The following is an 11,787-nucleotide window of genomic DNA, read 5'->3' as shown; positions in this document are numbered from 1 at the left end:
TAAATTTATCCTATGAACGTAGTATGTAAAGCCTTTACTGCATCTTCCGCTTGGTTTTGTTTGATGACGCAGGAAATTTTAATCTCTGATGTAGAAATCATTTCAATATTGATGTTTTTTTCAGCTAACGATTGGAACATCTTAGCGGCCACACCTACATGGGATTTCATTCCTACACCAACAGCCGAAACAATCGAAATGTTTTCATCGATCTCGGCTTTCCCATTTCCATGGTCTTTCGCATAGGCATCAATGATTGGTTTTGCGGCAGCAATGTCTTTTTTGGCAATAGTGAAAGAAATCGTATTGATTCCGTCTCTAGGAGAGGATTGAACAATGACATCCACGATTACATCTTTGTTTGCCAATTGAGTGAATAACTCCGCAGCAATCCCTGGTTTGTCTTTTACATCGGCAATTGTTACTCGAGCTTGGTCACCTTTCGCAGTCACTCCACTCACTTTCATTTTTTCCATAATTTTGTCCTCACTCATCACTAAAGTTCCCGGTTTGTCGTGGAAACTGGATCGTACGTGGATGACCACGTTATAGTTCATACCTAATTCAACACTTCGAGAATGAAGGACTCCAGCACCAAGGCTTGCGAGTTCTAACATTTCTTCGTAAGTGATTTGTTTGTGCATCTTTGCTGTTGGAATTTTTCTTGGGTCAGCAGTGTAAACACCGTCAACGTCTGTATAAATTTCACATTCATCAGCACCAAGGGCAGCAGCAAGAGCCACAGCAGAAGTATCACTTCCTCCGCGACCAAGAGTTACGATATTTTCGTCTTTATCAATTCCTTGGAAACCTGCAACAATCACCACCTTGTTCTTGTTAAATGCTTCATCAATTCTGGAACGATCGATCATTTCGATTTTTCCGTTTGAGAAGTTTCCATCGGTTAAGATCTTTAATTGGGAACCGGTAAAGGATTGGGCTGGCACTCCAATTTCATTTAAGGCAATGGCAAGTAGAGCAATCGACACTTGTTCACCCGTCGAGAGTAACATATCCATTTCTCGTTTCGGTGGGTTTTTAGAAATTTGGTCAGCCAAGTCGACAAGTTCGTCGGTAGTATGTCCCATTGCAGAAACTACAACGGCAACTTTTTGGCCTTCGTCGTGGTAACGTTTGATACGTTTGGCCACATTTTGGATTTTAGTGGTGTCACCAACGGAGGTTCCACCGTATTTTTGGACAACGATTTTCGATGACATGGGTATATGGACAGGGTGCTACAGGCAAATCGGGGATCAAGTAGAATGAATTTTTTTGCAACCAAACCTTCTTTGCGGACTCCAATAAGTATAGGTTTATTTGTATGAATTCTTCTACCACCGTTGAGCCCGTCGTCAAAGAACAGGCTCCCTTACTTTTCCTGATTTTATTTTTTATGGTTCAGGCCACAGTCCTAACTGTTTTTACTGTTCCTTTTGCTTGGTCACTCGTTTGGCTTGCGATCGGATCCTATTTCCTTAGGATGTTTGGAATCACAGCCGCCTACCATCGTTATTTTTCCCATGCCTCTTTCAAAACTTCCCGAGTGTTCCAATTTGTTTTGGCTTGGATTGGAGCCATGGCTATGCAGAAAGGCCCACTTTGGTGGGCAGCACACCATAGAAACCATCATAAGTTTTCGGATACAGAAAAGGACATCCATTCCCCCAGTCGAAAAGGGTTTTGGTATTCTCATATGTTTTGGTTTTTAAGAAACGATTACAATGATTACGAAGCCAAACTGATTCCTGATTTTTATAAGTATCCCGAACTACGTTTCCTTGACCGTTACCATTGGATTGCGCCACTTTCTTATGCCATCTTATTGTATTTAGTGGGTGGATGGGCTTGGCTTGTTTATGGGTATGCCGTTTCTACTTTTTTTCTAGGACATGCCACTTGGACCATCAATTCCCTTTCGCACGTATATGGATCTGTGAGGTATGATTCAAGAGACACAAGTAAAAACAATCTATGGTTGGCACTTCTAACTATGGGGGAAGGTTGGCATAACAACCATCATTACTACTGTTCGTCGGTCAACCAAGGGTTCTATTGGTATGAAGTTGATATTTCTTATTATTTTTTGAAAGCACTCAGTTGGTTTGGAATTGTTTGGGATCTAAAAAAACCACCGAAAAAAGTGATTGAGGAAGGACTTCTTCGTGACCGAGAACAAAAGGAAACAAAACGAGTTTTGAAAGAATCAAAACAAACTTCTAAGATAAAAAACAAAGTAGAAGTATTGTCTATCTAACTAGGAGTTCTTATACCCCCAATCGTTTGCGAATGTCTGCCGGGATACTTTGAATGGAATCGTATTTCTTTTTTTTCCCTCCCGGCAGCGAAACATAATAGAATCCATTGATCATTTCTAAAAAATAATCCTCTCCTTTTTCACCTAAAGATCTATTATCCAATTCTTTTACCATTTTTTGGTATTTAGAGGGAAGGAGATTCCAATTCATATAATTGGTAACCACACCTTGGTCGTTTACAGTATAAGCGCCATCTTGGTGGAGAATTTTGATTCCATTGTAATCAAAAATTTCCATCACCTTTAGATTGTTGTCTTTCGTTTGTTTGGAGTCCTTTTTGGATTTACCAGTGGACTGGTTCGAAGGATCTTCTTGTCCAGAACTTTGTTTTGACTTTGAACCCAAGGGACTTTCTTTTTTTCTGAGTTTGCCAAATAATAATAAAAAAATACCAGCAAACGCAAGTGATGCGAATAGAAAAATTTCAGAAGTAGATAAGTCGAATAAATAACGCCACATATCTATCGCAAACTGGTTCCAATGACTTTACAAGTATCGGGAATGTATCCTTCGGTATTCCAGGTGATACAATCGATCAGTTCAATTGCGCGAAAACATAGTTTTAGGTCATCAATTTTGACTCTGCTGATAAAAAGTCTGCCTGGAAGTTTTTCTTTGCCACAAGCGGAGTTTTTCATGGCATAAGTTTCAAAGGTCTTTTGGTTTGCCTCAAAAGCAGAATAAAACAAATCATCTTTGTTTTGAATACATTGGAAGGATAAACCAAAACAAAGAATCGGTAGAACCACCACCCTTAGAAAATTAAAATTCATTTTTTAAGTTTGATCCGAGAGACTTCCCTGACAGGGATAGGAAGTTTTCCAAAAGCACTATCCACTTGTACGGTTCCGTAAATTTCGAATTCTGCATCTTCTCCGCGCTTTGCCGCATCCGTTAGTTGTTTTGCTAACGAAAGAAGTTTGGGAAGGATGGATCCTTTTTGGTCGGGTACCAGTTTTAGAACCACAAGCGACTCGGAATTTGGATCCACTTCGAGAGGTGTTTCGTTTTGGAGTTTGCCGATATATTCTTTTCCATTCGGAGTGAGGAGCTCAATCTCTAAATCAAATTGGTAAATACTTACCTTGGTGTTGTTTGGATTGGTTACGGAAACTTGTGGATACAAATCTACTAAAGGGATTAAAGGAAAATTCGGATTTGGTTTGAGATCTACACGAACATCCACCAAATCAAACTTACACGCCTTTAGACTTTCTAAATTCTTTTTTGTATCACTGAGACAATGAGTGAAAACAAAGGAAAATAGAACTGAGAATAAAAATAAATATCTACGGACCAAATACTACCTTCCCTTCGGTCATATGTTGTTTGTAAAATTCCAAACCTTCTTTGTATTCTTCGAATTTAAATCGTTTGTTGATTTTTGTTTGGAAAACAGTTTTTAGAAATTTTTGTGCTTCTTTCGCTTGTTTCTGAAATTCTTCTAATCCAATTTCATAAATCCAAGATGATAACCAAAACCCTTCGACCTTTTTGTTTTGGAATAAAATGATTCCAGAATTCACAGAGAATGGTTTTTCCGAGAGAGCTCCGTAACAAACTACCTTAGATCCATAAGGCATACATTCCACAAGAGACTGAGCTGTTTCTCCTGCTACCGCATCGATCGCATACGTTGCATTTAGTTTTTTGGAAATTTTGAATAAATCTTTTTGGTAGTTGGGGGAAGTGGAGTTTAGAATGTTTTCTGCTCCAATTTCTAAAAGACTGTCTTCTTGTTCTTTCTTTCGCACAACATTGATTAAAGGGATTCCACGTTCTTTACAAAGCCGTACAACCATTTTACCAAGGGCACTGGCCGCTGCGGTTTGGATCATGGCAGGGTGGCCTTCTTTGGAACATTTGGATACCATCGCCCAAGCAGTCATTGGGTTTACAAAAAAACTGGATCCTTCGTCTAGACTCACTCCATCAACTAACGGTAAACAGTTGTCTTCTGTGGTAATCATATATTCTGCCCAGGATCCGTCGTTTTGAGGAGCCACGCAGGATACGTTCATTCCCACTTTTAAAGTTTTAATGGCACTTCCCACGGCATCGACGATTCCGCTGGCTTCAAACCCAGCTGCGACAGGAGCTTTTTTTTTGAACCCATAAAGTCCACGGATGAACATAAGATCCGATGGATTGATCGGAGAAAGGTGGATTTTGATCCTTACTTCGTTATCTTTGGGAGTTGGAATTTCTTTTTCACGGAGTTCCAATTGAGGTTCGGATTCGTCGTATTTGAGGATGGTGACTGCTTTCATCTCGTCCCATTCAGTCATTTAAAATCTGCTTGCCAACTCTTTCTTTGGAAGGAAGAATTTTAAGTCTGCCGTGAAACCAAAAAAGTTATCGAAGGAATCCCTTACAGGCATCATTTTTTTTTCTATTTTGGTCTTTGCTTTTTTCGCAACTGTCGTAGAAACGGATCGCCCAGCTAAAAAAAATCCTTACCGATTATCCTTATTTTATTCTCGTGTGGATGGAATCAAAGAAGGAACAGAGGTTCGGATTTTAGGAGTCCCTAAAGGGTATGTGGCACATATCGACTCGAGACCACTCATTGATGTACCTGATCGCCGATTCCTTGACCATAACATGGATCATGCGATTGAACTCCACATTGCTTTGGAAGACCCCTTAACTCTTTGGGATAATTATGAGGTTGATTTTCAAACTGTGACTTTGTTTTCTGGAAGGATTATTAATATCAATCCAGGAAGTTCAGATGGGAAACGTTCCTTTTTCAAACCAACGTTTCGCGACGGAGAAAAAACACCTGACTATTTGCCCTCTGCCCGTTATTTTGATGATTTTTTCAAAGCAACTTCCGTGACAATGGAAGAAAATCGTGCAGATCTCAGACAAATCACATTGGATTTTCGTTCCATCTCCGATAAATTAAATCATACAGAAGGAACAATTCCCAAATTAATTGGGAGTACAGAAATGTATGATGAACTTCTTGCGACTGTGAAGGACGCAGAAACCATTGGAAAAGAAGGAAGGCGTTATATGGAAAGTTCTAGAAATTTAGAAAACACCATGCCGATTCCTTTTTTAATTACAGCATCGTATTACGGACGTACAACGCCAATTACGGGAAGAAGGATTGGACCACAAGATTAATGAAAGTTGCAATTATACATGATTGGCTCACCGGAATGCGCGGTGGAGAATTAGTTCTCGATAGTTTATTAAAAGCATTTCCGGAAGCGGATTTATTTACTCTTTTTTATTCCAAAGGAAAACTCAACGATAGGATTGAAAATAGAAAGATCACAACGGCTTTCACAAACAATCTTCCTTTCAAAGAAAAATACTATCGATACTATTTACCCGTTTTCCCTACTGCGATTGAATCCTTGGATTTAAAAGGATATGATGTGGTGATTAGTTCTTCGCATTGTGTGGCCAAAGGGGTCATCCCTCATCCTGATACTTTCCATTTAAGTTATATCCATAGCCCAATGCGTTATGTTTGGGATATGTATTATGATTATTTTCCTGGTCGCAAAGGTTTAAAATTTTTCCTTTTACAATCCATTGCCAATTACCTGCGCACATGGGATGCGGCTTCTGCCAACCGTGTGGATTATTTTACATGTAACTCGCATTTTGTGGGGCGTAGGATTCAAAAATACTACCGTCGTGATTATAAAATTGTGTATCCTCCCTGTTTGCCCCAAGACTTCCGAGTCCATGATGTTTCGAAAGATGACTATTACTTGATGGTTTCGGCCTTTGCCCCTTATAAAAAAATTGACCTGGCCATAGAAGCCTTTCGCGAAAACGGAAAACCTCTCATCCTTGTCGGTGGGGGGCAAGAAGAAGGGAAACTTGTCAAAAATCTTCCGAAAAACATCCTTTGGAAAAAGGGACTCCCGCGCACAGAAGTGGTCGAACTCTATAAAAAAGCACGTGGGTTTATTTTTCCAGGGATGGAAGACTTTGGGATCACCCCTGTGGAGTCGCAGGCCTATGCCACTCCCGTCATCGCCTATGGGAAGGGGGGAGCTCTCGAGTCTGTCAAAGAGGACAGAACTGGGGTATTTTTTAAGGAACAGACCGTAAAATCCTTAAATGAGGCCATCCAGAGGGCAGAAAAGATCCATTTCAAACGCGGAGATTTCCAAAATTCCATCAATCGATTTACGGAAGAAAAATTCGTGAGCGAAATTCGAAAGGTAGTCGATAGACATAAATAGAAATCTCTGAAGGGGGATCTCTTGGTCATTTTACATCGACTTAAAGGTGCGGAATTTGTTCTCAATGCAGATTTGATTGAGACCATTGAAGCAAATCCAGATACGATCATCACTCTTGTGAATGAAAAGAAATTCATTGTACAAGAGCCTGTTGCGGACGTTGTGGAAAAGGTAATCGCTTACCAAACAAGAATCCACAACCTTCCCCGAGTTGGTGAAAGAAGGCCTGAGGAAACATAAGAAATGGATATAGCTACAGTCATTGGTTTGGCCTTAGGATTGGCCTTGATGTTACTTGGGGTGGTTTCGGGGGGTCTTGCATTAACAGACCTTATCGATATTCCCTCGGTGATGATTACATTTGGTGGGGCCGCTGCCGCCACGATCATTTCTTTTCCTTGGACCTCTACCATTGGGGTGGGAGCTGTTACCAAAAAAGCCTTCCAAAATCCTCCCTCCGATTTACCAGGACTCATTACGACACTCGTTAGTTTTTCTGAAAAAGCCCGTCGTGAAGGTTTACTTGCCTTAGAAGATGATATCAATGAACTTCCGGAAGAATTTTTAAAGAAGGGAATCCAACTCGTAGTGGATGGAACCGATCCCGAACTGGTTCGAAATATTATGGAAACCGAAATTGGGAACACGGCCACAAGGCATGCGTACGGTCGTTCCTGGTGGGATGCTTACGCTGGTTTTGCGCCAGGGTTCGGGATGCTTGGGACCCTTGTGGGTCTTGTGGGGATGTTAAAGAACTTAGGTGGTGGGGATGCGAGTGCCATTGGACAAGGTATGGCGACGGCCCTAATTACAACATTATACGGATCACTTGCACAGAACTTATTTGCTGCACCGATTGTGAGAAAACTAACACGCCGCTCTGAAGATGAACTTGTGATCAAACAAGTCATGGTAGAAGGTACTTTATCCATTCAATCAGGGGATAACCCACGAATTGTAAAAGAGAAACTTGCGAGTTTCTTAACTCCTGCAGAACGAACTGCACTGAAAGACGACGGAGATTAATTTTTAGTTATGGCTAAAAAAGAAAAATGTCCTGAGTGCATCCAGAAAGTTCCCGAGTTCATGGCGACTTATGGGGACATGGTAACACTTCTCCTTTGTTTCTTTATCCTTTTGTATACAACGGGTAAAACAGATGCAAAGGAGATGCAGATCATTCTATCTGCATTCAAATCCACAACAGGATTTTTCACCGGCGGACAAACTCTTTCTAAAGGTTCTTTGGAAGAAATGGGAATGCAAATTGAATCGTTACCATCCCAAGTGGTTGGACGTAACCTTTCCAAAGCAAAAAAAGATGCTCATGAAGTATTTAAACCAGAAGTAGAAGCAGGAAAGGTTCGGATTTCCGAAAACGAAAGAGGGCTTGTGATTTCTCTTGTGGGTGCTGATTATTTTTATCCAGGTTCAGCCATCCTAACGCCTTCTATCCGTGAAACTTTACGAAAAGCAGCTGGTCTTATCAAAGGACTCGAACGATTTGTTCGTGTAGAAGGACATAGTGATGACGATGCAGTCAATCCTGTAAACCGTCCCGGTCGTGAAGAACGTGAATATATCAATAACTGGGATTTGGCGGGAGCAAGAGCAGTGAATGCTACCGTTTTTATGATCAATTCTGAAGAAATTGAACCAAGTTGGTTCCAAGCCGTTAGTTTTGGATCCTATAGACCTCTAGTATTGGAAAATGAAGGTACACCAGAAGCGAAAGCTTTTAATAGAAGGGTAGATATCATCATTCTTACTGAGAAGTCTACCAAACGTGCGCCAGGGGAAAGTAAATATGGACTACCTGACACTCGTTTGCCGAACACTGAAACAAATGTAGAAGGAGAATTTTAACATGGGTGACCGTGAAGTAGATGAAGAAGAAGGTGGGTTAGCCGAAGGTAGTTCCGCCTCTGCAGGGATGTCCCCCATTGTCAAATGGTTATTGTACATTGCTGCTGCGATTTTTGGAATTATCATTGTAACCGTTATATCAATGTTTGTTGCTCAAAAAACGGCAACAAGTGTGTTTAAACAACAAAAGAATATCTCTCTTGTGAAAGCTCCCCCTCCTTTGGAAGTTTACACATTTCAAGAAGAATTTAGAGTGAATACTTCTGATGTTGGTGAATCACACTTTGTGAAGTTAAAGATGTCTCTTGGATTTGAATCTGGACAACCTGCTCTTTCAGCGGAACTAGCAGCACGTGTGGCTCAAATGCAAAACATCATTAACCTTGTCATTGCACGTAAAACAAAAGACGATTTAAAATCCATTACCAACCAATTGGATTTACGTGAGGAAATCAAAGCCCACTTAAATCACATTTTGACCAATGGAAAAATCAAAGAGGTTTACTTTACCGAGTTCTTGGTAAACTAGGACTATGTCCGACCAAATCCTCGGTGTGATCCCTGCGCGCTACGCGAGCACAAGACTCCCCGGAAAACCACTGGCCCTCATTGGCACAAAACCAATGATCCAGTGGACTTACCACCACGCATCCCTTTCTAAATCTATCCACCGTTTGGTGGTCGCAACCGATGACCAAAGAATTCATGAGACAGTCATAGCCTTCGGTGGGGAATCGGTTCTCACAAGTCCTGACCATCCGACCGGCACAGATCGTATCATCGAAGTCGCAGAAAAATTTCCTAACTACGGAATCATTCTAAACATCCAAGGCGATGAACCCGGGATGGAACCAAATCTCATGGATGGGGTTTTGGCTTTAAAAACCAAACATAGAAATTGGGAAATGACCACAGCGGCAGTTCCTTTTACTCACCAAGAAGATCCAAAAGATCCTAACAAAGTAAAGGTGGTCTTTGACAGAACCGGACGTGCTAATTATTTTTCTCGTTCTCCGATCCCTGCTTCTTTTAAAGGTGAGGCAACTTACCATCGGCATTTAGGAATTTATGCTTATGAAAGAGATTTTTTAATGAATTATAACCATCTACCCACTTCCGATTGGGAAACGGTAGAGTCATTGGAACAACTTCGTGCTTTGCAGAATGGATCAACGATTGGCGTTTATCTTTCGGATAAAGCCAACTTGGGTGTGGATTCCCCTGCCGATTTAGAAGTGGTGATTCGCGATTTCAAAGAGAAGGGATTGATTTAGAGTCAATATTGGCAGCGGATTATTTGGGATAACTAGTTACTCTTATATGATATGCAGTAACTAGTTTATAATAATGACATTAACATTAATTCTAATAATTCTATTGATAACTTTTTTCTTAAACCAAGTTTATCGATTTTCTCATTTTACAGACAAAATTGGAAATACTAAAAAACCTGAGGATTTTTCGATACTTGATTTATTAAAAGTATTTTTAATAGGAATAAGAATACCAAAACCAGTCGACCACATTCGTATTAATAACAATTATACTTCTCACTTCTTAGAATTTAGAAATATAAAACTTAACTACTGGCTTTCTAAAAATACTAAGTCACCTACTATTGTTATTTTATTTCATGGATACGCAGTTTCAAAAACGCAATTATTCGATGAATCAGAATTCTTTATTTCGAATGGATACTCTACAGTATTAGTAGATTTTCGTGGAAGTGGTCAATCTTCCGAATCTTATACAGGAATGGGAACTTATGAATCAAAAGACGTCTTCCAAATTTTTAATCTTTTTAAACACAAATATAAGAACAAAAAAATAATTCTGTTTGGTCATTCCTTAGGTAGCGTTGCGATTCTTCGGGCAATTTATAAATACAAAATTGATCCTGCAGCTATCATTCTTCAGGCTCCGTTTGATTCTTTTCTAAATACAACCAGAAATAGATTTAGAATTCTAAAAATTCCCTACTTTCCTTTTGCTGAATTTTTGGTTTTATTTGGGAGTGTTACTCTATTTACAAATCTTTTAGCATTCAATCCATACAAATATGCAAAAGAGTTAAATATCCCGGTTTTATATTTAATTGGTGAAAAAGATAACAGGGTATTTCTTGAAGATATTCAACGAATTGTATATAATACAAAATCGTATAAATCCTTAGCAATTATTTCAAAGGCATCTCATGATTACCTTTACGCTTCGAATAAACAAGATTGGAAGAAATATATTATGGAATTTCTGACCAATTTAAATAAACTACATAGCATATAACAAGCCATTAAAGTTTTTCCCCTTTTGCTAACTTTTCAATAATATCTTTGATTCGTTTTTCTCTTGTTTCTATTTTTTTTGCTGTGTGAATTCGAAATCCAATAGAGAAAAGATTTGTCTTATTGAGACTCTTGAAGAACTTTTCTGCTTTTTTGTTTTTGCTGAGTGCTGATAAAAAATCATCTGGCACACTCATTTTACTTGGTGAATCGTATGCCTTTTCCCATCTACTATCTGCTTTAGCTTCTTCGACTGCCTTTAATCCAGCAGGTTTCATTTTTCCTTCATTGGTTAATCTTTCAACATGTCCAATGTTGACTTTTGACCAAATGCTTTTGGCTTTTCGGGGAGAGAATTTTTGCAACCATGCCTGTTCGTCAAACTTTTGTTTTTGGCTATCAATCCAACCATAACATAGTGCAACATCAAGGGCTTCTGCGTAACTGATGGTTTTGATTCCGGAATCTTTTTTAAATATTTTTAACCAAATTCCATTAGAACTTTTGTGATTCTTATCAAGCCAAGTTTCAAAAGTTTTTTGTGATTTAAATTCTATCGTTGGTATTGTATCTAATTGAGTCATAAATATTGCATTTAGCTGCTAATCACAATATTTTTTCTTACTTAATAATTTCATTAATAAGATCTGAGCAAATCCAAAATATACTAGGGGTTATCATTCCTATCAGTAAAGATTTTTTGAATAAGTTTGTTTTTGTATTTTTGGGTGAAAAGAAATAAAAAATTATAAAATGGCTCAATATAAATGGGAAAAAAGGAACGAAAAATGCAATTACCTCCGAATCTCCAATGATTTGATTATCGTAAATATAATCTGAGAAGAAAATATATCCAAGTAATCCGATACAATCACCTAGGAAAAAGCAAAATGGATGTAAAGAATATTTGAAGAAATACATGGAGATCCAATTTTTTAGAATGGAACAAATGATATATAGAAAAATTGCAAATACAGTATAAAAATAAATAACTTCTTGTGTATGTGCAATTAATAAAGACATAAGTTCTTAAAACTTTCGCATAACAAACTATTGCAGACCGGGCTATGGTTTGTCCAGAAATGCAGCGTTTCCTTGCTGTTATAC

General features: G+C 38.9%; 15 protein-coding genes. 9 read left to right on the top strand and 6 right to left on the bottom strand.

Annotated features, from left to right (window positions below; all coding sequences use genetic code 11):
* Positions 1-5 precede the first annotated feature (5 nt).
* Positions 6-1,220: an aspartate kinase gene (locus tag EHQ16_RS05445; RefSeq protein WP_135601897.1), complete on the bottom strand. Its 1,215-nt coding sequence runs from the start codon at positions 1,218-1,220 to the stop codon at positions 6-8.
* 104 nt (positions 1,221-1,324) lie between these two features.
* Between EHQ16_RS05445 and EHQ16_RS05440 the strand changes: the two genes are divergently transcribed.
* Positions 1,325-2,257, top strand: coding sequence for an acyl-CoA desaturase (locus EHQ16_RS05440; RefSeq protein ID WP_135634889.1), 933 nt, complete (start codon positions 1,325-1,327; stop codon positions 2,255-2,257).
* Positions 2,258-2,267: 10 nt separating this feature from the next.
* Here EHQ16_RS05440 and EHQ16_RS05435 read toward each other — a convergent pair whose 3' ends face one another.
* From EHQ16_RS05435 to EHQ16_RS05420, 4 genes are read right to left on the bottom strand one after another with little or no spacing between them, the layout of a single operon-like run.
* Positions 2,268-2,777: a hypothetical protein gene (locus tag EHQ16_RS05435; RefSeq protein ID WP_135634891.1), complete on the bottom strand. Its 510-nt coding sequence runs from the start codon at positions 2,775-2,777 to the stop codon at positions 2,268-2,270.
* Positions 2,778-2,779: 2 nt separating this feature from the next.
* Positions 2,780-3,091 carry an LIC13255 family lipoprotein gene (locus tag EHQ16_RS05430; RefSeq protein ID WP_135634893.1) on the bottom strand — a complete coding sequence of 104 codons (312 nt, stop codon included), beginning with the start codon at positions 3,089-3,091 and terminating at the stop codon, positions 2,780-2,782.
* A complete protein-coding gene (locus EHQ16_RS05425) occupies positions 3,088-3,618 on the bottom strand; it encodes an LEA type 2 family protein (RefSeq protein WP_135634895.1) in 531 nt (176 codons plus the stop codon). Before EHQ16_RS05425 ends, EHQ16_RS05430 begins: the two co-directional genes overlap by 4 nt.
* Positions 3,608-4,606 (bottom strand): zinc-binding dehydrogenase, encoded by a 999-nt coding sequence (locus tag EHQ16_RS05420; protein ID WP_135634897.1) that lies wholly within the window; start codon positions 4,604-4,606, stop codon positions 3,608-3,610. Before EHQ16_RS05420 ends, EHQ16_RS05425 begins: the two co-directional genes overlap by 11 nt.
* 52 nt (positions 4,607-4,658) lie before the next feature.
* On the opposite strand from EHQ16_RS05420, the gene EHQ16_RS05415 reads away from it, so the two are divergent.
* The 8 genes from EHQ16_RS05415 (at position 4,659) to EHQ16_RS05380 (ending at position 10,681) form a co-directional block, all read left to right on the top strand.
* Positions 4,659-5,453, top strand: coding sequence for an MlaD family protein (locus EHQ16_RS05415; RefSeq protein ID WP_135634899.1), 795 nt, complete (start codon positions 4,659-4,661; stop codon positions 5,451-5,453).
* Positions 5,453-6,532 carry a glycosyltransferase gene (locus tag EHQ16_RS05410; RefSeq protein WP_135634901.1) on the top strand — a complete coding sequence of 360 codons (1,080 nt, stop codon included), beginning with the start codon at positions 5,453-5,455 and terminating at the stop codon, positions 6,530-6,532. Before EHQ16_RS05415 ends, EHQ16_RS05410 begins: the two co-directional genes overlap by 1 nt.
* Before the next feature lie 21 nt (positions 6,533-6,553).
* A complete protein-coding gene (locus tag EHQ16_RS05405) occupies positions 6,554-6,772 on the top strand; it encodes a flagellar FlbD family protein (protein ID WP_135634903.1) in 219 nt (72 codons plus the stop codon).
* 3 nt (positions 6,773-6,775) lie between these two features.
* Entirely contained in the window at positions 6,776-7,558 is a 783-nt protein-coding gene (locus tag EHQ16_RS05400; protein WP_135634905.1) for a motility protein A, read from the top strand.
* A gap of 9 nt (positions 7,559-7,567) precedes the next feature.
* Positions 7,568-8,398, top strand: coding sequence for a flagellar motor protein MotB (gene motB, locus EHQ16_RS05395; RefSeq protein ID WP_135634907.1), 831 nt, complete (start codon positions 7,568-7,570; stop codon positions 8,396-8,398).
* A 1-nt stretch (position 8,399) separates the two neighbouring features.
* Complete coding sequence (locus EHQ16_RS05390) at positions 8,400-8,927, top strand: flagellar basal body-associated FliL family protein (protein WP_002972703.1); 528 nt, start codon at positions 8,400-8,402, stop codon at positions 8,925-8,927.
* Between the two features lie 4 nt (positions 8,928-8,931).
* A complete protein-coding gene (gene kdsB / locus EHQ16_RS05385) occupies positions 8,932-9,672 on the top strand; it encodes a 3-deoxy-manno-octulosonate cytidylyltransferase (protein ID WP_135634909.1) in 741 nt (246 codons plus the stop codon).
* A 73-nt stretch (positions 9,673-9,745) separates the two neighbouring features.
* Positions 9,746-10,681 carry an alpha/beta hydrolase gene (locus EHQ16_RS05380; protein WP_135634911.1) on the top strand — a complete coding sequence of 312 codons (936 nt, stop codon included), beginning with the start codon at positions 9,746-9,748 and terminating at the stop codon, positions 10,679-10,681.
* A gap of 7 nt (positions 10,682-10,688) precedes the next feature.
* Here the strand turns inward: EHQ16_RS05380 and EHQ16_RS05375 are convergent, their stop codons facing one another.
* Positions 10,689-11,264, bottom strand: coding sequence for a YdeI/OmpD-associated family protein (locus EHQ16_RS05375; RefSeq protein WP_135634913.1), 576 nt, complete (start codon positions 11,262-11,264; stop codon positions 10,689-10,691).
* Between the last annotated feature and the right edge of the window lie 523 nt (positions 11,265-11,787).

The organism is Leptospira kanakyensis, assembly GCF_004769235.1.
In the GTDB taxonomy this organism is placed as follows: Bacteria; Spirochaetota; Leptospiria; order Leptospirales; family Leptospiraceae; genus Leptospira_A; species Leptospira_A kanakyensis.
This window is presented reverse-complemented; position numbering and strand designations above follow the sequence as displayed.

Bases quoted from the DNA above. Each gene is read 5' to 3' on its own strand.
- EHQ16_RS05445 (WP_135601897.1), bottom strand. From the start codon at position 1,220: ATGTCATCGAAAATCGTTGTCCAAAAATACGGTGGAACCTCCGTTGGT.
- EHQ16_RS05440 (WP_135634889.1), top strand. From the start codon at position 1,325: ATGAATTCTTCTACCACCGTTGAGCCCGTCGTCAAAGAACAGGCTCCC.
- EHQ16_RS05435 (WP_135634891.1), bottom strand. From the start codon at position 2,777: ATGTGGCGTTATTTATTCGACTTATCTACTTCTGAAATTTTTCTATTC.
- EHQ16_RS05430 (WP_135634893.1), bottom strand. From the start codon at position 3,091: ATGAATTTTAATTTTCTAAGGGTGGTGGTTCTACCGATTCTTTGTTTT.
- EHQ16_RS05420 (WP_135634897.1), bottom strand. From the start codon at position 4,606: ATGACTGAATGGGACGAGATGAAAGCAGTCACCATCCTCAAATACGAC.
- EHQ16_RS05410 (WP_135634901.1), top strand. From the start codon at position 5,453: ATGAAAGTTGCAATTATACATGATTGGCTCACCGGAATGCGCGGTGGA.
- EHQ16_RS05400 (WP_135634905.1), top strand. From the start codon at position 6,776: ATGGATATAGCTACAGTCATTGGTTTGGCCTTAGGATTGGCCTTGATG.
- motB (WP_135634907.1), top strand. From the start codon at position 7,568: ATGGCTAAAAAAGAAAAATGTCCTGAGTGCATCCAGAAAGTTCCCGAG.
- EHQ16_RS05390 (WP_002972703.1), top strand. From the start codon at position 8,400: ATGGGTGACCGTGAAGTAGATGAAGAAGAAGGTGGGTTAGCCGAAGGT.
- kdsB (WP_135634909.1), top strand. From the start codon at position 8,932: ATGTCCGACCAAATCCTCGGTGTGATCCCTGCGCGCTACGCGAGCACA.
- EHQ16_RS05380 (WP_135634911.1), top strand. From the start codon at position 9,746: ATGACATTAACATTAATTCTAATAATTCTATTGATAACTTTTTTCTTA.
- EHQ16_RS05375 (WP_135634913.1), bottom strand. From the start codon at position 11,264: ATGACTCAATTAGATACAATACCAACGATAGAATTTAAATCACAAAAA.